Below are 17,802 nucleotides of genomic sequence, written 5' to 3'. Positions count from 1 at the left end.
TCCGCGCAGTGCGCGGTGTCATCGGACGGAATGACAAATGTCAGTCGTGAGCGGGGAAGCGGGCAGGGCGCGAGCGGGGAAGAGTGTGCGGGCCCGGGTACGGGACACGAGAAGACCCCGGTCCGATGGACCGGGGTCTTCTTCCCGAGCGGACGACGAGGCTCGAACTCGCGACCTCAACCTTGGCAAGGTTGCGCTCTACCAACTGAGCTACGTCCGCATTGCCTCCGACCGGCTCTCACCGATCGGCGCGAGCACCAGCCTACCTGATCCACTCGCGTGGTCGGACCGGCGGTGCAGAGCGGGTGACAGGGATCGCACACTGCGCCTTCCCCCTGGAAGGGGGATGTTCTACTACTGAACTACACCCGCATGTAGTCCGTGGGTCTCGGCCTTTCGGCCTCGCCCCTCGGCGTGCTCCAGACATTAGCTGATCAGCAGGGGGGTAACGCAAGTCGGCTGCTCCCAGGGGCCGCTGACGGTCCCTGGGGCCGCTCCTGCGGCGTCCGTCCGGGTGTCCGGCCCGGACCGCCGCCCGTCACTGGGCCGCGCTGAACGCCTCGTAGACCTTCTTGGGGATGCGTCCGCGGGCCGGCACGTCCATCTTGTTGGCCTGTGCCCAGGCCCGGACGGCGGCCGGGTCGGGGGCCACCTCCGTCTGCCGGTAGGCCTTGCCCGACCTGGACCGCTTGCGGCCCGCCTCGACGTAGGGCTCCAGCGCCTTACGCAGTTTCTTGGCATGGGTTTGGTTCAGGTCGATCTCGTAGAACCTGCCGTCGAGTCCGAAGGCGATCGTCTCCGCCGCTTCCGAGCCGTCGATGTCGTCAAAGAGAGTGACCACGACACGCTGCGCCACGAATATCGGTCCCTTCGTTCGGCACCTCCGCGCCCATCTGCTCCGCCATGACATGCGGGGACGTTCGGAGATGCCGGCTGTCCGCCGGTTATCGGGAAAAGTATCGGCTGTTGCCAATTCATTTGTACAGTGCCGAGCATTGTGAAGTGAAGCCCCGACTAAATCTGTCCGCGTGTCCCCGCGTGGCACAGTGCAATACCCGATGCGAGACGGAACGCCGAACTTTCCCAGAACTTTTCACGAAGCCCCCCGATCGAGGCCCGATCGTGACCGGCGTCACGTACTTTCCTACAGGTCTACCCGCGTAGAAATTTTGTGCGGGTAGTCTGAAGGAACCTGCTCAGCACCACACACCGGGAGTGCCAGTGGCACGCGTCGTAGTCGACGTCATGCTCAAGCCGGAGATCCTCGACCCCCAGGGCCAGGCGGTGCAGCGCGCACTGCCGCGCCTGGGTTTCGACGGCATCTCCGACGTACGTCAGGGAAAGCGATTCGAACTGGAAGTGGACGGGCCCGTCGACGAGGCAGCGCTCGCCCGCATTCACGATCTTGCCGAATCCTTCCTCGCCAACACCGTCATCGAGGACTTCACCGTCAAGGTCGAGTCCGACGACGTGGTTGCGGGGGCCGCGAAGTGACCGCTCGTATTGGCGTCGTCACTTTCCCGGGCAGCCTCGACGACCGCGACACCCAGCGGGCGATCCGCCTGGCGGGCGCCGAACCGGTCGCCCTCTGGCACAAGGACAAGGACCTCAGGCAGGTCGACGCGGTCGTCCTGCCCGGCGGCTTCTCCTACGGCGACTATCTGCGGGCCGGTGCCATCTCCCGCTTCTCGCCGGTGATGGAGACCGTCATCGAGCAGGCGAAGGCCGGTCTGCCGGTCCTCGGCATCTGCAACGGCTTCCAGGTCCTCACCGAGGCCCACCTGCTCCCCGGCGGCATGCTCGGCAACGACCACCTGCACTTCATCTGCCGCGACCAGAAGCTGCGGGTGGAGAACGCGGAGACCGCCTGGACCGCCGACTACACGGCCGGCCAGGAGATCCACATCCCGCTGAAGAACATGGACGGCCGCTATGTGGCCGACCGGTACACGCTGGACAAGCTGGAGGCCGAGGGGCGGGTCGCCTTCCGCTACCTCGACGTCAACCCCAACGGCTCGCTCAACGACATCGCCGGCATCACCAACGAGGCCGGCAACGTGGTCGGCCTGATGCCGCACCCCGAGCACGCCACCGAGCCGCTGATCGGCACCGGCCGCACCGACGGCCTCCCGTTCTTCACCTCGATCCTCAAGAAGCTGGTCACCGCATGAGCAGGACGCCTCTGGACACGGTCGAGCACGCGGCCGCGACCCCCGACGTCGAGCTGCCCTGGGCCGAACTGGGCCTGAAGAAGGACGAGTACGAGCGGGTCGTGGAGATCCTCGGCCGCCGCCCGACCGGTGCCGAGCTGGCCATGTACTCCGTGATGTGGTCCGAGCACTGCTCGTACAAGTCCTCCAAGGTCCATCTGCGCCAGTTCGGCGAGAAGGCCCCCGAGTCCGACGCGATGCTCGTCGGCATCGGCGAGAACGCCGGTGTCGTGGACGTCGGCCAGGGCTACGCCGTCACCTTCAAGGTGGAGTCGCACAACCACCCCTCGTACGTGGAGCCCTACCAGGGCGCGGCCACCGGCGTCGGCGGCATCGTGCGCGACATCATCGCGATGGGCGCCCGCCCGGTCGCCGTCGTGGACCCGCTGCGCTTCGGCGCCGCCGACCACCCCGACACCAAGCGGGTGCTGCCCGGCGTGGTCGCGGGCATCGGCGGCTACGGCAACTGCCTGGGCCTGCCCAACATCGGCGGCGAGGTCGTCTTCGACGCCTGCTACCAGGGCAACCCGCTGGTCAACGCCGGTGCCATCGGCGTCATGAAGCACGAGGACATCCACCTCGCCAAGGCGTCCGGCGCGGGCAACAAGGTCATCCTGTACGGGGCCAGGACCGGCGGCGACGGCATCGGCGGCGCCTCCATCCTCGCCTCCGAGACCTTCGACGACGCCAAGCCGTCCAAGCGCCCCGCCGTCCAGGTCGGGGACCCCTTCCAGGAGAAGCTGCTCATCGAGTGCACCCTGGAGGCGTTCGCCGAGAAGCTGGTCGTCGGCATCCAGGACCTCGGCGCGGCCGGTCTGTCCTGCGCCACCTCCGAGCTGGCCTCCAACGGCTCCGGCGGCATGCGCGTCACCCTGGACGACGTCCCGCTGCGCGACTCCACGCTCTCGCCCGAGGAGATCCTCATGAGCGAGTCGCAGGAGCGCATGTGCGCGGTCGTGGAGCCGGAGAAGGTCGACCGGTTCCTGGAGATCTGCGCCAAGTGGGACGTCATCGCCACCGTCATCGGTGAGGTCACCGACGGCGACCGCCTGGAGATCTACTGGCACGGCGGCAAGATCGTCGACGTCGACCCGCGCACGGTCGCGCACGAGGGCCCCGTCTACGAGCGCCCCTACGCCCGCCCGTCCTGGCAGGACGCCCTCCAGGCCGACGACGCGAACAAGCTGCCCCGGCCGGAGTCGGCCGAGGAGCTGAAGGCGCAGGTCCTGAAGCTGGTGGCCTCGCCGAACCAGGCGTCCAAGAAGTGGATCACCCAGCAGTACGACCACTTCGTGCAGGGCAACACCGTGCTGGCCATGCCCGAGGACTCCGGCATGATCCGCATCGACGAGGAGACCGGCCTCGGCGTCGCCCTCGCCACGGACGGCAACGGCCGCTACGCCAAGCTCGACCCGTACACCGGCGCGCAGCTCGCGCTGGCGGAGGCGTACCGCAATGTCGCCACCACCGGCGCCAGGCCGCTGGCGGTCTCCGACTGCCTGAACTTCGGCTCGCCCGAGGACCCGGCGGTCATGTGGCAGTTCACCGAGGCCGTGCGCGGTCTCGCGGACGGCTGCCTCCAGCTCGGCACGCCGGTGACCGGCGGCAACGTCTCGCTCTACAACCAGACCGGCGAGGCGGCCATCCACCCGACGCCGGTCGTCGCCGTCCTCGGTGTGATCGACGACGTGGCCCGCCGCACCCCGGCCGCCTTCCAGGAGGAGGGCCAGCTGATCTACCTCCTCGGCGACACCCGCGAGGAGTTCGGCGGTTCGGCCTGGTCGCAGGTGGTCCACGACCACCTCGGCGGTCTGCCGCCCCAGGTCGACCTGGAGCGCGAGCGGCTGCTGGCCGAGATCCTGATCTCCGCCTCCCGCGACGGCATGGTCGACTCCGCGCACGACCTCTCCGACGGCGGTCTGGTCCAGGCCGTCGTGGAGTCCGCGCTGCTCGGCGGCAAGGGCGCGCGGCTGGTTGTCCCGGACGGCCTGGACGCGTTCACCTTCCTGCTCTCCGAGTCGGCCGGGCGCGCGATCGTCTCCGTGCCGCGCTCGGAGGAGGTCCGCTTCACCGACATGTGCGGCGCGCGCGGTCTGCCCGCCGCCCGGATCGGTGTCGTCGACGGCGACACGGTCGAGGTGCAGGGCGCGTTCGCGCTGACGCTGGACGAGCTGCGCGAGGCCCACGAGGGCACCATCCCGGCGCTGCTCGCCTGAGCCGGTCCGCCGCACGCGGCGGCCGCGAGGCCCGGTCGCTCCGGCGGCCGGGCCCTCCGGCGTGCCCGGACCCGCGCCGGACCCGGCCCGGGAACAGGCCGGGGACAGACCGGGGACAGACCGGGGACAGGCCCGGATCCGGTTCGTCGCGCCGCCCCCGCGCCGCGGCGGGCTCGGCGGGCAGCAGGGCTGCCCGTTCCTGACGCCGACGCCGACGCCGACGCCGACGCCGACGCCGACCGCGAACGCGCGCCCGCGCCCCCGTCGAAAAGGCCCTGAGCGCCCGTGCCGTCCCGGCATAGGCTCACCGCCATGCCCCCGGCCAAGAAGCGCACCAGGACCTACGACCCGATCCGGACCCGCACGGCGGTCCTCGCCCAGCTCGACGCCGTACGGGACGCCGTGCGCGGCCTGCCCCCGGAACAGCTCGCGTCGCCCACCCGGCTCGGGGACTGGACGGTCCGGGAACTGATCGCGCACATCGGCATGGCGGCCACCGCGATCGGCCGCGCCCTGGACCTGCCCGAGCCCGCCCGGCAGGACACCGCCCTGCTCGACTGGCCGTTCGCGACCTCGGACAGTGCCCCGGCCATCGACGCCTTCACCCGGCGGATCGCCGCCGAGCACCCCGACCCCGCCGCCTATCTCGACGGTGTGGGGCAGGAGTTGCGCGCCCGGCTGGACGCCCACCCGGGCAACCGGCTGCTGGCCACCAACGCGGGCGCCCTGCCGCTCGCCGACTACCTCGTCACCCGCGCCGTCGAACTCGTCGTCCACACCGACGACCTGAACGCCGCGGTGCCGGGCCTGGACGTCCCGTACGACCGCCAGGCGCTCGCCGCCGCCACCCGCCTGCTCGCCGACGCCCTGGCCCACAAGGCGCCCGGCGGTTCCACCGAGGTGCGGATCCCGCCGTACGCCGTCGTCCAGTGCGTCGAGGGCCCCCGGCACACCCGCGGCACCCCGCCCAACGTCGTGGAGACCGACCCGCTGACCTGGCTCCGCCTCGCCACCGGCCGCATCGCCTGGCGGGACGCGCTCGCCCGGCCCGGGACCACCGCGAGCGGCGAGCGGGCCGACCTCGGCGGGCTGCTGCCGCTGATGTCCTGAGCCGGTGTCCCGAGCCGGTGCGCCGGGGGGCGTTCGCGCGCCGCGGGATGTGCGACACCTCACTCGTCCCCGCCCCGACGGCGCCCGTCGTGCGGGACGTGTCAACCGGACGTTCCGCCCATGCCCCCCAGAGTGACCCCTCTGACCTGGGGGAATACCGAGAGTTGGGCAGTGGTCGCAGTTGCCGGGCGGGGCGGGGCGATGTTTTTTTGACATTCCCCAATTCGGACCAGTGGTCGACCTCGCCTACACTCGGAGCCGTGCCACGTGGTGACGGTCGACTCAATCACGATCTGCTCCCCGGCGAGAAAGGCCCCCAGGACGCATGCGGCGTCTTCGGTGTCTGGGCTCCGGGCGAAGAGGTCGCAAAGCTCACGTACTTCGGGCTCTACGCCCTCCAGCATCGGGGCCAGGAATCCGCGGGAATCGCGGTCAGCAACGGCTCCCAGATCCTCGTCTTCAAGGACATGGGCCTTGTCTCCCAGGTCTTCGACGAGACCTCGCTCGGTTCGCTCCAGGGTCATATCGCGGTCGGACACGCCCGCTACTCGACCACCGGCGCCTCCGTGTGGGAGAACGCCCAGCCGACGTTCCGCGCCACCGCGCACGGCTCGATCGCGCTCGGCCACAACGGCAACCTGGTCAACACGGCTCAGCTCGCCGAGATGGTCGCCGACCTGCCCAAGGACACCAACGGCCGCTCGACCCGTGTCGCGGCCACCAACGACACCGACCTGCTGACGGCCCTGCTGGCCGCCCAGGTCGACGCCGACGGCAAGCCGCTGACCATCGAGGAGGCGGCCCACACCGTCCTCCCGCAGGTCAAGGGCGCCTTCAGCCTCGTCTTCATGGACGAGCACACGCTGTACGCCGCCCGCGACCCGCAGGGCATCCGCCCGCTGGTCCTCGGCCGGCTGGAGCGCGGCTGGGTGGTCGCCTCCGAGTCCGCCGCCCTCGACATCTGCGGCGCCAGCTATGTGCGCGAGATCGAGCCGGGCGAGTTCGTCGCCATCGACGAGAACGGCCTCCGGACGTCGCGATTCGCAGAAGCGAAGCCCAAGGGCTGTGTCTTCGAGTACGTCTACCTGGCCCGCCCCGACACCGACATCGCCGGACGCAACGTCTATCTGTCCCGGGTCGAGATGGGCCGCCGGCTGGCGAAGGAGGCCCCCGCCGAGGCCGATCTCGTCATAGCGACGCCGGAGTCCGGCACCCCCGCCGCCATCGGCTACGCGGAGGCGTCCGGCATCCCCTTCGGCGCCGGCCTGGTCAAGAACGCCTATGTCGGACGGACGTTCATCCAGCCCTCGCAGACCATCCGCCAGCTCGGGATCCGGCTGAAGCTGAACCCGCTGAAGGAGGTCATCCGGGGCAAGCGCCTGGTCGTCGTCGACGACTCGATCGTCCGCGGCAACACCCAGCGCGCCCTGGTGCGCATGCTCCGCGAGGCCGGCGCCGCCGAGGTCCACATCCGGATCTCCTCGCCGCCGGTGAAGTGGCCGTGCTTCTTCGGCATCGACTTCGCCACCCGCGCCGAGCTGATCGCCAACGGCATGAGCATCGACGAGATCGGCACCTCGCTGGGCGCCGACTCCCTGGCGTACATCTCCATCGACGGCATGATCGAGGCGACCACCATCGCCAAGCCGAACCTGTGCCGTGCCTGCTTCGACGGCGAGTACCCGATGGAACTCCCCGACCCGGAGCTGCTCGGCAAGCAGCTGCTGGAGACCGAGCTGGCCGCAGGGCCCGCCGCCACGGCCGCGGCCGACGCCATCCGTCGCCCGTAGTCAGCCCGTCACACCCGCAGTACGACACGAAAGTTCTCATCGTCATGTCTGAGACCACCGGGGCCAGCTACGCAGCGGCGGGCGTCGACATCGAAGCGGGCGACCGCGCCGTCGAGCTGATGAAGGAGTGGGTGAAGAAGACGCGGCGCCCCGAGGTCCTCGGCGGCCTCGGCGGCTTCGCCGGGCTCTTCGACGCCTCCGCCCTCAAGCGCTACGAGCGCCCCCTGCTCGCCTCCGCCACCGACGGCGTCGGCACCAAGGTCGACCTCGCCCGGCGCCTGGGCGTGTACGACACCATCGGCCACGACCTGGTCGCCATGGTCATGGACGACATCGTGGTCTGCGGCGCCGAACCGCTGTTCATGACCGACTACATCTGCGTCGGCAAGGTCCACCCCGAGCGGGTCGCCGCCATCGTCAAGGGCATCGCGGAGGGCTGTGTCCTGGCCGGCTGCGCCCTGGTGGGCGGCGAGACGGCCGAGCACCCCGGTCTGCTCGGCGAGGACGACTTCGACGTCGCCGGTGCCGGTACGGGCGTGGTGGAGGCCGACCGGCTGCTCGGCCCCGACCGCATCCGCGAGGGCGACGCGGTGATCGCCCTGGCGGCCTCCGGACTTCACTCCAACGGGTACTCGCTGGTGCGGCACGTGCTGCTCGATCGGGCGGGTCTGTCCCTGGACGCGCACATCGAGGACTTCGGCCGCACCCTCGGCGAGGAGCTGCTGGAGCCGACCAAGATCTACTCGCTGGACTGCCTGGCGCTGACCCGGACCACCGAGGTGCACGCCTTCAGCCACATCACCGGCGGCGGACTGGCCGCCAACCTGGCCCGGGTGATCCCGGACACACTGCACGCCGTGGTCGACCGCTCCACCTGGACCCCGGCCCCGGTCTTCGACCTGGTCGGCCGGAGCGGTGACGTGGAGCGGCTGGAGCTGGAGAAGACCCTGAACATGGGCGTGGGCATGATCGCGGTCGTGCCGCAGGAGTCGGCGGACGCGGCCCTGACCACGCTCGCCGACCGCGGGGTCGACGCCTGGGTCGCCGGTGAGATCACCGCCCGGGGCGAGCACACCACGGGTGCGGCCCTGGTGGGCGACCACGCCTGAGCGGCCGGTACGGGCAGCACAAAACCCGGTCCGGCGCTGGAAGCACCGGACCGGGTGAGTGAAGGACCCTGGCGACGCGCGTGGGACGGCAGAACCGACCGCGGATGTCAGGCGCCGCGACGGTGTTGTGAGGAGTCGCCGCGCTCGTCCTCGTCGTCGTCCTCATAGAGGTCGGCGTACCGTGCGTACAGGTCGTCGTCTTGCTCATCGTCCTCGAAACGGTCGCCGTTAGTCGGCGGCGCCGGATTCGACGTCGATGCGCCCAGCTCCTCGGCCAGGCGTGAGAGGTCAGTCCCACCGCTGTTGTACTTCAGCTGGCGGGCGACCTTCGTCTGCTTGGCCTTGGCCCGGCCGCGCCCCATGGCTCGACCCCCTCAACGACGGGGCTCAACGGCCCCAGAGTCTGACACGCGTTCATGATCTGGAACGGGCTCTCCGCAGAGAGACCGGTCCGTAGGGCTTCCACGGTACCTGAGCCCGCGGCCATACGGTACGTCGCCCGCAGGACGCGCGTGTGCGCAGAACCTTCGAGGAGCCCCGTCCTCGCTGGTCAGTGGCGATTTTAACCACTTATCGGGGAGCGACCCGCCGGTGGAAGTGACAGTTCTCTCCACCCGGCCACCGGCAGGTACCGCCCGGACACGCCCCGTCGAGGGGCCCGCGGTCACCGCGCGGCGCGCGCGTCCGCCATCCGCTGCTCGGCGATCCGGTCGGCCGCCGCGGCCGGCGGAATGCCGTCCTCCTTTGCACGTGCGAAGATCGCGAGCGTGGTGTCGAAGATCTTCGCGGCCTGCGCGCGGCACCGGTCGAAGTCGAAGCCGTGCAGCTCGTCGGCCACCTGGATGACCCCGCCCGCGTTCACCACGTAGTCCGGCGCGTAGAGGATGCCGCGGTCGGCCAGGTCCTTCTCGACGCCGGGGTGCGCGAGCTGGTTGTTGGCCGCCCCGCACACCACCGCGGCGGTCAGCGCCGGAACCGAGTCGTCGTTCAGGGCGCCGCCGAGCGCGCAGGGGGCGTAGATGTCGAGCCCCTCGGTGCGGATCAGGGCGTCGGTGTCGGCGGCGCGGGCCACCTCGGGGTGCGCGGCGACGATCCGGTCCACGGCCTCGGCCCGCACATCCGTGATCACGACCTCGGCGCCCTCGTCCAGCAGGTGCCGCACCAGGTGGTGCCCGACCTTGCCCACGCCCGCCACGCCCACCTTGCGGCCGCGCAGCGTCGGGTCGCCCCACAGGTGCTGGGCGCTGGCCCGCATGCCCTGGTAGACACCGAAGGCGGTGAGCACCGAGGAGTCGCCCGCGCCGCCGTTCTCCGGGGAGCGGCCGGTGGTCCAGCGGCACTCGCGCGCCACCACGTCCATGTCGGCCACGTACGTGCCGACGTCGCACGCGGTGACGTAGCGCCCGCCGAGCGAGGCCACGCAGCGCCCGTAGGCGAGCAGCAGCTCCTCGGTCTTGACCAGCTCCGGGTCGCCGATGATCACGGCCTTGCCGCCGCCGTGGCCGAGACCGGCCATGGCGTTCTTGTACGACATGCCGCGGGCGAGGTTCAGCGCGTCGGCGACGGCCTCGCCCTCGCTCGCGTACGGGTAGAAGCGGGTACCGCCGAGCGCGGGTCCGAGGGCGGTGGAGTGGATGGCGATGACGGCCTTGAGGCCGCTGGCACGGTCCTGACAGAGCACGACCTGTTCGTGGCCCCCCTGCTCCGAGTGGAACAGGGTGTGCAGTACGTCAGCGTGCGCGCCGGTTACGTCGGTCACGGTGGTGACTCCCAGGTAAGTAGCGGCGGGTGGTGTCGCGGTCCCGTGCGGGTGGCGGGGCCGTGGCAGGAGATTAGACCCTGGCCGCCCCCGCCACCGGCGCAGTGGTCGGGATCACCCTCCCTAGAGGTACCTTCCGACCCGGGCGTGGGACGATTTGCCGTGGTTTTCCGTCCGTCCGGGCGCGGTCCGGGCGGGTTTCGCGCCCGGCGGGCTGGGGAGGGAGCAGGCGTGCCCAAGGTGTCGTCCGTGGTCGTCCCGTACGCGACCTATCTGCGCGTCTATGAGCCGCTGGCCGCCTTCCCGGAGCCGGAGCGCAGCCACTGGGCGCGCTACGCCCGCCGCCCCGACCGGCCCTCCTACCAGGACGAACTGCGCCGCTCGCTGGCCGATCTGCTGCCCACCCCGCCGGTGGCGGTGCCGGTGCACGAGAGCGGGGACGCGTTCGTGCTCGACGTCGACGGGGTGGTGTGCGTCTGCCCCTGGCGGACCCGGCTGCGCGGCTGGCAGGCCCTGGACGGTCTGTCCGAGGACCTTCCCGCAGTGGTCCTGGACGCGGTGCTGCCCCCGCTCGTGCGCCGCCAGGCCGCCCAGGACTACGAGCGCTGGCTGGCCCGGAACCCGGACGCCCGCCCCTGGATCCGCACCTCCACCTGGCAGGTGCCGATCAACTGGTTCGTGCTGGTCTCCGACGAGGAGCGGGAGTACGTCAAGGGGGTGGGCGGCGCGGCGGCCGGGGCGCGGGACGCGGCGGCCGCCTTCGGGGACGAGCAGCCCTCGCTGCGCTACCGGACGCCGATGGTGCAGGCCCGGCGGCGGGTGGCGCGGGCGCTGCGCGCGCTGCGCGAGGCCGTCGACGAGGGGCCGCTGATCGACGGGCTGGTGGACGTGGGCCGCTGGCTGGAGGAGTTCCACCCGCGCTCGCTGGTGGAGCTGGACTACGGCGGTCTGGTGCATGTGCTGCCGGCCGGTGAGCTGGAGGGCGACCACTCGGCCGCGGACGTGGCCGAGGGCGTCGAGGCGCTGCGCCGGGGGGACGGGGCGGCGGCCGCGGAGGCGTACGGACGGCTCGTGGAGCGGTGGCGCGCGGTGCGTGACCGGCGGTCGGCCAACTGACGCTGTGTCAGAGAGTGACCTGCATCACGGCTCGAAAGGCGTCGAACAGCGTACGGTCAAGGGTCTTTAGCGGAGCTGACGGGACGTACGGCACGATCCGGGCGTATGTGTCAAGGGTGATGGACTGCACTTACCTGACCCTTGCCTAGGTTGCCCCCCCTCATGCCAAAATAGGACAAGGAGTCCGGGGAGGGCTCCTTCCGCCCGCTTATGCTCCGTCTTGGGTGGGATCTCAGCATTGCACGCTTTGGGGGGTCTGGTGACTTCCTGATCGCCCTGTGACTGATCGTCACAGTGGTGTGACTGTCCGCTATGGCATGGTCCATCGGCATCCGTCGCTGATGAACACCTGGGAGGGCAATTCCATCGGTTTGGCCGACGCGGCTGGACAGATGGTGTAGTTGTAGTGCCGAGGACAAGCCGTTCGTCCTATAACCGACTCGACTCGCGTCCGCCATTTCGGGCAACGCGGGTCAAGGTGCAGAATTTAGAGGAAAGAACCGAGAAGGTTCGGTTCTCCCGAGGAGGCCGCTCATGACCGCTCGCACCCCTGATGCCGAGCCGCTGCTGACCCCGGCTGAGGTCGCCACCATGTTCCGCGTCGACCCCAAGACGGTCACGCGCTGGGCGAAGGCCGGCAAGCTCACGTCGATCCGCACGCTCGGCGGGCACCGCCGCTACCGCGAGGCCGAGGTCCGCGCTCTGCTCGCGGGCATCCCGCAGCAGCGCAGCGAGGCCTGAACAACTTCATAACCGGGCAAACCGGCTGGTCCCCCAACCAGTCGTCGCGTCCGGGACCAACAGCTCCAAGCGACGCGGGTCCTGCCCCAACAGGTCCCACGCCCAAGCCTTCAGAGCTTTGTCGGGCAAGTGAACAGGGTGCGTCGTCGATCGCGCTGGACTCCGCCGGGTCCAGCGCGATCTTTTTTGTGCGGTCGGCGGGGGTGCGGGCCGGGCCGGTGAGCGGCCTTGTCCGAGGCTGGGGAGGCGTGTCGGATCCCTGGTGGGGAGCCCTGGAGTGCGGTGCAATTGCACATATTAAATTGACTGCTTGTAGGCGGGGTGTAAGGACAGGGCTTTCAGAAACTCGTGCGGTGACACCCGTCACATCGCAAGGCGCTTGTTGCCGGCCCTCGCCGTGCGCTAAAGAAGCCTCCGGTCTCATCGCGCCCTGCGCGGACGGGAGTTCGGGAACCGGGGCGTTCGCTCACCCGGCCGAGGAGCGGTCGGGTTCCACGGCCTCCGGCGCGCCGGGCGCCTCCGGCGGTTCCAGCACCCCGACCGCCTCCCGGGGCGTCAGAGCGCCGCTCAGAGGCTTCTGCCGGGCGTCGGGGAACCGCGGGGCCTTCGCCGCGGAGGCCGGCGGCCCCGGCGCGCTCTCCATCGCCAGCCGCAGCAGCCGGTGGCAGGCGGGGCAGCGGCTGGTGAGATGGCCGTACGAGGACGCGGCCGCGAGGTGCGCGCGGAGGAGTGCCCGGGTCTCGTGCCTGGCCGACGCCGCCATACGCCACCTCCAGCGGGCCGTGCCGCGACGGACCCTGCCTCTGGGGTACCGAGGGAATGTGACTCCGTCAAGAGACCGCGGAGCGGGCCGCGTCGGCGCGGAGGGCGGCGCGGGCACGGTCTGCCGCGTACCCGAGGGGTGCGGCGGGCGCGGCCTGCGGGGTCGTGCGCCCGGACACGAAGAAGGCCCGCATCCACCGGGATACGGGCCCTACTTGCGGTCCTGACGGGATTTGAACCCGCGGCCTCCACCTTGACAGGGTGGCGAGCACTCCAAGCTGCTCCACAGGACCTTGTTCGCGGCGCCGAACTCGCGTTGCGCTGCGAGAAGAGACTCTACAGGAGGCGGGCCGCCTGGTCGAACTCACTCAGTGTGCCGGTGGCATCACGGTGCCGCGGCGTCGATCGCCTTCACGATCCGCTTGTCGGAGACGGGGTACGCCGTGCCCAGCGCGTGCGCGAAGTAGCTGACCCGCAGCTCCTCCAGCATCCAGCGGATGTCGCGCACCTGCTGCGGCACCGGGCGGCCCTGCGGCAGCTGCTCCAGCAGCCACGCGTACTCGTCGCGCATCTCCCGGACCTTCTCCATGCGCGTGGTGTCCCGCTGGACGCTGGTCGGCATCTGCTGGAGCCGCCGGTCCGCCGCGACCAGATAGCGCATCAGGTCGGGCAGCCGCCGTATCCCCGCCTCGGTGACGAAGCCGGGCTTCACGAGGGCGTCCAACTGCTGCCGTACGTCCGTCAGATTGGCCAGCAGCGCGGGGCTGCGGACCGCCTTGAGGCGGCGTTCGCACGCCTGCCAGGCGGCCAGCACCTGCTGCACCTGGCCCACGGTCCGTACGGTCAGGTCCACGATCTCGGACCGTACTTTGTCGTAGAGCTTGCGGTACGACTCCTCGTCCCAGGCCGGTCCGCCGAAGTCGGCGATCAGCCGGTCAGCCGCCGCCGTGGCGCAGTCGTCGAACAGAGCCTGGATCGACCCGTGCGGATTGGCCGACAGTCCGATCTTCTGCTGGTTGGTCAGCTTCTCGGACGCGAACTTCGCCGGGTTCACCGGGATGTTGCGCAGGATCAGCCGGCGCGTGCCCCGCCACATGGCCTCGGCCTGCTCCGCCTCGGTGTCGAAGAGCCGCACCGAGACGGTGCCCGCCGCCGGTCCGTCGTCCACCAGCGCCGGGTACGCCTTCACCGGCTGACCGGCCCGGCGGGTCTCGAAGACCCGGGTGAGCGAGCCGATCGTCCAGTCGGTCAGCCCCGAGCGCTCCAGCGACTCGCCGCCGCTGCGCTCCGCGGTCGCCGCGGCGGCCTGGGACAGGGCCTGGCGCGCCTTCGGCCGGAGCTTCAGCTTGAGCGCTTCGAGGTCCTTGTCCTCGGCCAGCTTGCGGCGCCGCTCGTCGACGATCCGGAAGGTGATCTTCAGATGGTCGGGGACCTTCGCCCAGTCGAAGTCCTCGGCCTCGAACGGCACCCCGACCCTGCGCTTCAGCTCGCGCGCCATGGTCGTGGTCAGCGGCTCCTGGAGGGGCACCGCCTGCTCCAGGAACGCCTTCGCGTAGTTGGGCGCGGGGACGTAGTGCCGGCGGATCGGCTTGGGCAGCGAGCGGATCAGCTCGGTGACGACCTCCTCGCGCAGGCCCGGGATCTGCCAGTCGAAGCCCTCGTCGGTGACCTGGTTGAGCACCTGGAGCGGGATGTGGACGGTCACTCCGTCCGCGTCCGCGCCCGGTTCGAACTGGTAGGTCACCCGGAACTTCAGCGCGCCCTGGCGCCAGGAGTCCGGGTAGTCGGCCTTGGTGACCGCCTGCGCCGACTCCCGGACGAGCATCTCCCGCTCGAAGTCCAGGAAGTCGGGCTGCTCGTGCCGCTTGTGCTTCCACCAGGAGTCGAAGTGGGCGCCGGAGACGACGTGCTCGGGCACCCGCTGGTCGTAGAAGTCGTACAGCGTCTCGTCGTCGACGACGATGTCCCGGCGCCGGGCGCGGTGCTCCAGCTCCTCGACCTCGCTGAGCAGTCTGCGGTTGTCGGCGAAGAACTTGTGGTGGGTGCGCCAGTCGCCCTCCACCAGGGCGTTGCGGATGAACAGCTCACGGCTGGCCTCCGCGTCGATCCGGCCGTAGTTGACCTTCCGCTGGGCCACGATCGGCACGCCGTACAGCGTCACCTTCTCGTACGCCATCACCGCGGCCTGGTCCTTCTCCCAGTGCGGTTCGCTGTACGTCCGCTTCAGCAGGTGGCCGGCCAGCGGCTCGACCCACTCGGGCTCGATCTTCGCGTTGACCCGCGCCCACAGGCGGGAGGTCTCGACCAGCTCGGCGGACATCACGAACCGCGGCGGCTTCCTGAACAGCGCGGAGCCGGGGAAGATCGCGAACTTGGCGTTGCGGGCGCCCAGGTACTCGCCCCGGCCGCCGTCCCTGCGGCCCTGCTGCGGTGCGGAGTCCTTGGACTCCTTCACGTCCTTCATGCCGATGTGCGAGAGCAGACCGGCCAGCAGGGAGACATGGACGCGGTCGCCGGGGGCGTCGTCCTCGTTGAGGTGGATGCCCATCTGCTTGGCGACCGTGCGCAGCTGGGAGTAGATGTCCTGCCATTCGCGGATGCGCAGGAAGTTGAGGTACTCCTGCTTGCACATCCGGCGGAAGGACGAGGAGCCGCGCTCCTTCTGCTGCTCGCGCAGATAGCGCCAGAGGTTCAGGAAGGCGAGGAAGTCGCTGGACTCGTCCCGGAAGCGGGCGTGCTGCTGGTCGGCCTGGGCCTGCTTGTCGGCGGGGCGCTCGCGCGGGTCCTGGATGGACAGCGCGGCGGCGATCACCATGACCTCGCGCGCGCAGCCGTTCTTGTCGGCCTCCAGGACCATCCGGGCAAGACGCGGGTCGACGGGGAGCTGGGCCAGCTTGCGGCCGGTCTGGGTGAGCCGCTTGCGCGGGTCCTTCTGCGCCGGGTCGAGCGCGCCCAGCTCCTGGAGGAGCTGCACGCCGTCGCGGATGTTGCGGTGGTCCGGCGGGTCGATGAACGGGAACTTCTCGATGTCGCCGAGGCCGGCCGCGGTCATCTGGAGGATGACGGAGGCGAGGTTGGTGCGCAGGATCTCCGCGTCGGTGAACTCCGGGCGGGCCAGGAAGTCGTCCTCGCCGTAGAGCCGGATGCAGATGCCGTCGGACGTACGCCCGCAGCGGCCCTTGCGCTGGTTGGCGCTGGCCTGCGAGACCGGCTCGATGGGCAGCCGCTGCACCTTGGTGCGATGGCTGTAGCGGGAGATCCGGGCGAAGCCGGGGTCGATGACGTACTTGATGCCGGGGACGGTCAGGGAGGTCTCGGCGACATTGGTGGCGAGCACGATCCGGCGGCCGGTGTGCTGCTGGAAGACGCGGTGCTGCTCGGCGTGCGAGAGGCGCGCGTACAGCGGCAGCACCTCCGTGGAGCGGTACTGCTTCTTGGTGAGCGCGTCGGCGGTGTCGCGGATCTCCCGCTCGCCGGAGAGGAAGACCAGGATGTCGCCGGAGCCCTCGGCCATCAGCTCCTCGACGGCGTCGGTGATCGCGGTGATCTGGTCCCGGTCGGCGTCCTCGGAGTCCTCCTCCAGGAGCGGCCGGTAGCGCACCTCCACCGGGTACGTCCGCCCGCTGACCTCGACGATCGGGGCGTCGCCGAAGTGCCGGGAGAACCGCTCGGGGTCGATGGTCGCCGAGGTGATGACGACCTTCAGATCGGGCCGCTTGGGCAGCAGCTGGGCGAGATAGCCCAGCAGGAAGTCGATGTTGAGGGACCGCTCGTGGGCCTCGTCGATGATGATCGTGTCGTAGGCGCGCAGCTCGCGGTCGGTCTGGATCTCGGCGAGCAGGATGCCGTCCGTCATCAGCTTGACGAAGGTGGCGTCCGGGTCGACCTGGTCGGTGAACCGCACCTTCCAGCCGACGGCCTCGCCGAGCGGTGTGTCCAGCTCCTCGGCGACCCGCTCGGCGACCGTGCGGGCGGCGATCCGGCGGGGCTGGGTGTGCCCGATCATGCCGCGCACGCCCCGGCCCAGCTCCATGCAGATCTTCGGGATCTGCGTGGTCTTCCCGGACCCGGTCTCACCGGCGACGATGACGACCTGGTGGTCGCGGATCGCCGTGGCGATCTCGTCCTTCTTCTGGCTGACCGGCAGTTGCGCGGGATAGGTGACGGCGGGCACGCGCGAGCGCCGCTCGGCCATGCGCCGCGCGGCCTTGTCGGCCTCGGCGTCGATCTCGGCCAGGACGGCGGCGCGCGCCTCGGGCTTGCGGATCTTGCGCGCGCCTTCGAGCCTGCGCCCGAGCCGGTGCGCGTCACGCAGCGTCAGCTCGGTCAGACGGGTGGCGAGGGCGCCGAGGGCGGGGGCGGGATGCGTAGACATACGCATCCCAGGATCTCACCTCGGGGAAATCTCGCGCGAATGATTTGTCGCGAATGATTTGTCCGGCCGCGGCGGACGGGGAGGAGACCGGCCGGGGCCGGACGCGGGCGGCCGGGGTCAGCAGTTGCGGTGGCCCTGCTTGAACCCGGACTTGAAGCCGTCCTTGTAACCGCGGTTGTAGTCCTTCCCGGAGTCCTTCTTGAGGTCCTTCCTGGCGTCCTGCTTCAGGTCCTTGTGCAGGTCCTGCTGGAGGGCGGCGGGCTTCATGTGGTCGCCGGGGAACGAGCGCCCGTCGTGGTCGCCGCGTCCGTTGTGGTCGCAGCCGCGGTGGCCCTGTTTGAAGCCGTCCTTGAAGCCGTCCTTGAAGCCGCGCTGGTAGTCCCGGTCGGACTGGGGGACCTTGGCGCTGGTGCCGGCGTGGGTCTCGCTCGGTGCCGCGGCGGCTGCCTGCTGGAAGCTCACCGGGCCGAGAACGACCGATGCGGCGATGAGGGCCGAGCCCAGAACGACGGCCCTTCGTCGGTGCGTGGCGGACATGAGTGCCCCCTAGGGTCGGTGGGGCGAGGGATCGATGAGCGGCCTATGTGGCCTTTCTCACGTTTCACGCTAGTCCG

14 protein-coding genes and 3 tRNA genes are annotated in these 17,802 nt (G+C 70.4%); 8 read left to right on the top strand and 9 right to left on the bottom strand.

From position 1 onward, the window contains the following. Positions 1-147: 147 nt before the first annotated feature. The 3 genes from ACWDYF_RS07305 to ACWDYF_RS07295 all read right to left on the bottom strand — a co-directional run bounded on the left by ACWDYF_RS07305 (position 148) and on the right by ACWDYF_RS07295 (position 856). Positions 148-220: transfer RNA gene (locus tag ACWDYF_RS07305), tRNA-Gly, on the bottom strand. Between the two features lie 80 nt (positions 221-300). Then, positions 301-372: transfer RNA gene (locus ACWDYF_RS07300), tRNA-Gly, on the bottom strand. A gap of 166 nt (positions 373-538) precedes the next feature. After that, positions 539-856, bottom strand: a complete 318-nt coding sequence (locus ACWDYF_RS07295) for a histone-like nucleoid-structuring protein Lsr2 (protein ID WP_018566379.1) — start codon at positions 854-856, stop codon at positions 539-541. Positions 857-1,221: 365 nt separating this feature from the next. On the opposite strand from ACWDYF_RS07295, the gene purS reads away from it, so the two are divergent. From purS to purM, 6 genes are all read left to right on the top strand, one after another. Next, a complete protein-coding gene (purS, locus tag ACWDYF_RS07290) occupies positions 1,222-1,494 on the top strand; it encodes a phosphoribosylformylglycinamidine synthase subunit PurS (RefSeq protein ID WP_018566380.1) in 273 nt (90 codons plus the stop codon). Continuing rightward, a complete protein-coding gene (gene purQ / locus ACWDYF_RS07285; protein WP_389462848.1) occupies positions 1,491-2,171 on the top strand; it encodes a phosphoribosylformylglycinamidine synthase subunit PurQ in 681 nt (226 codons plus the stop codon). The genes purS and purQ overlap by 4 nt, the downstream gene beginning before the upstream one ends. Then, on the top strand, positions 2,168-4,426 hold the full coding sequence (gene purL / locus ACWDYF_RS07280) for a phosphoribosylformylglycinamidine synthase subunit PurL (RefSeq protein WP_018566382.1): 2,259 nt from the start codon (positions 2,168-2,170) through the stop codon (positions 4,424-4,426). Before purQ ends, purL begins: the two co-directional genes overlap by 4 nt. A 312-nt stretch (positions 4,427-4,738) precedes the next feature. After that, positions 4,739-5,536 (top strand): maleylpyruvate isomerase family mycothiol-dependent enzyme, encoded by a 798-nt coding sequence (locus ACWDYF_RS07275; RefSeq protein WP_389462849.1) that lies wholly within the window; start codon positions 4,739-4,741, stop codon positions 5,534-5,536. A gap of 260 nt (positions 5,537-5,796) precedes the next feature. Beyond that, entirely contained in the window at positions 5,797-7,326 is a 1,530-nt protein-coding gene (gene purF, locus ACWDYF_RS07270; RefSeq protein WP_381739068.1) for an amidophosphoribosyltransferase, read from the top strand. Between the two features lie 44 nt (positions 7,327-7,370). Continuing rightward, complete coding sequence (gene purM / locus ACWDYF_RS07265) at positions 7,371-8,435, top strand: phosphoribosylformylglycinamidine cyclo-ligase (protein WP_018566385.1); 1,065 nt, start codon at positions 7,371-7,373, stop codon at positions 8,433-8,435. Positions 8,436-8,542: 107 nt separating this feature from the next. Here purM and ACWDYF_RS07260 read toward each other — a convergent pair whose 3' ends face one another. Next, positions 8,543-8,797 (bottom strand): DUF3073 domain-containing protein, encoded by a 255-nt coding sequence (locus ACWDYF_RS07260; protein WP_018566386.1) that lies wholly within the window; start codon positions 8,795-8,797, stop codon positions 8,543-8,545. Between the two features lie 302 nt (positions 8,798-9,099). Next, on the bottom strand, positions 9,100-10,194 hold the full coding sequence (locus ACWDYF_RS07255; protein ID WP_037894662.1) for a Leu/Phe/Val dehydrogenase: 1,095 nt from the start codon (positions 10,192-10,194) through the stop codon (positions 9,100-9,102). Between the two features lie 231 nt (positions 10,195-10,425). Between ACWDYF_RS07255 and ACWDYF_RS07250 the strand changes: the two genes are divergently transcribed. Then, positions 10,426-11,310 (top strand): hypothetical protein, encoded by an 885-nt coding sequence (locus tag ACWDYF_RS07250; RefSeq protein WP_381739070.1) that lies wholly within the window; start codon positions 10,426-10,428, stop codon positions 11,308-11,310. A gap of 534 nt (positions 11,311-11,844) precedes the next feature. Then, positions 11,845-12,051: a developmental transcriptional regulator BldC gene (bldC, locus tag ACWDYF_RS07245; RefSeq protein WP_003949541.1), complete on the top strand. Its 207-nt coding sequence runs from the start codon at positions 11,845-11,847 to the stop codon at positions 12,049-12,051. A 466-nt stretch (positions 12,052-12,517) separates the two neighbouring features. Here the strand turns inward: bldC and ACWDYF_RS07240 are convergent, their stop codons facing one another. The 4 genes from ACWDYF_RS07240 to ACWDYF_RS07225 all read right to left on the bottom strand — a co-directional run bounded on the left by ACWDYF_RS07240 (position 12,518) and on the right by ACWDYF_RS07225 (position 17,725). Beyond that, positions 12,518-12,814 (bottom strand): DUF6274 family protein, encoded by a 297-nt coding sequence (locus tag ACWDYF_RS07240; RefSeq protein WP_389462850.1) that lies wholly within the window; start codon positions 12,812-12,814, stop codon positions 12,518-12,520. Between the two features lie 217 nt (positions 12,815-13,031). Then, positions 13,032-13,106 (bottom strand) — tRNA-Asp (locus tag ACWDYF_RS07235). A gap of 92 nt (positions 13,107-13,198) precedes the next feature. Next, the gene (gene hrpA / locus ACWDYF_RS07230; RefSeq protein ID WP_389462851.1) at positions 13,199-17,188 is read right to left on the bottom strand and encodes an ATP-dependent RNA helicase HrpA; all 3,990 of its coding nucleotides are present in this window, start codon (positions 17,186-17,188) and stop codon (positions 13,199-13,201) included. Positions 17,189-17,305: 117 nt separating this feature from the next. Further along, on the bottom strand, positions 17,306-17,725 hold the full coding sequence (locus ACWDYF_RS07225; protein WP_389462852.1) for a hypothetical protein: 420 nt from the start codon (positions 17,723-17,725) through the stop codon (positions 17,306-17,308). Between the last annotated feature and the right edge of the window lie 77 nt (positions 17,726-17,802).

The organism is Streptomyces sp. NPDC003284 (genome assembly GCF_053589675.1).
The sequence above is the reverse complement of the archived record's forward strand: the minus strand, read 5'-3'. Positions and strand labels throughout refer to the sequence as shown.

What these genes read in the sequence shown, in the direction of transcription:
- purL (WP_018566382.1), top strand. Translation starts at nt 2,168, where the DNA reads ATGAGCAGGACGCCTCTGGACACGGTCGAGCACGCGGCCGCGACCCCC.
- ACWDYF_RS07275 (WP_389462849.1), top strand. Translation starts at nt 4,739, where the DNA reads ATGCCCCCGGCCAAGAAGCGCACCAGGACCTACGACCCGATCCGGACC.
- purM (WP_018566385.1), top strand. Translation starts at nt 7,371, where the DNA reads ATGTCTGAGACCACCGGGGCCAGCTACGCAGCGGCGGGCGTCGACATC.
- ACWDYF_RS07260 (WP_018566386.1), bottom strand. Translation starts at nt 8,797, where the DNA reads ATGGGGCGCGGCCGGGCCAAGGCCAAGCAGACGAAGGTCGCCCGCCAG.
- bldC (WP_003949541.1), top strand. Translation starts at nt 11,845, where the DNA reads ATGACCGCTCGCACCCCTGATGCCGAGCCGCTGCTGACCCCGGCTGAG.
- ACWDYF_RS07240 (WP_389462850.1), bottom strand. Translation starts at nt 12,814, where the DNA reads ATGGCGGCGTCGGCCAGGCACGAGACCCGGGCACTCCTCCGCGCGCAC.
- hrpA (WP_389462851.1), bottom strand. Translation starts at nt 17,188, where the DNA reads ATGTCTACGCATCCCGCCCCCGCCCTCGGCGCCCTCGCCACCCGTCTG.
- ACWDYF_RS07225 (WP_389462852.1), bottom strand. Translation starts at nt 17,725, where the DNA reads ATGTCCGCCACGCACCGACGAAGGGCCGTCGTTCTGGGCTCGGCCCTC.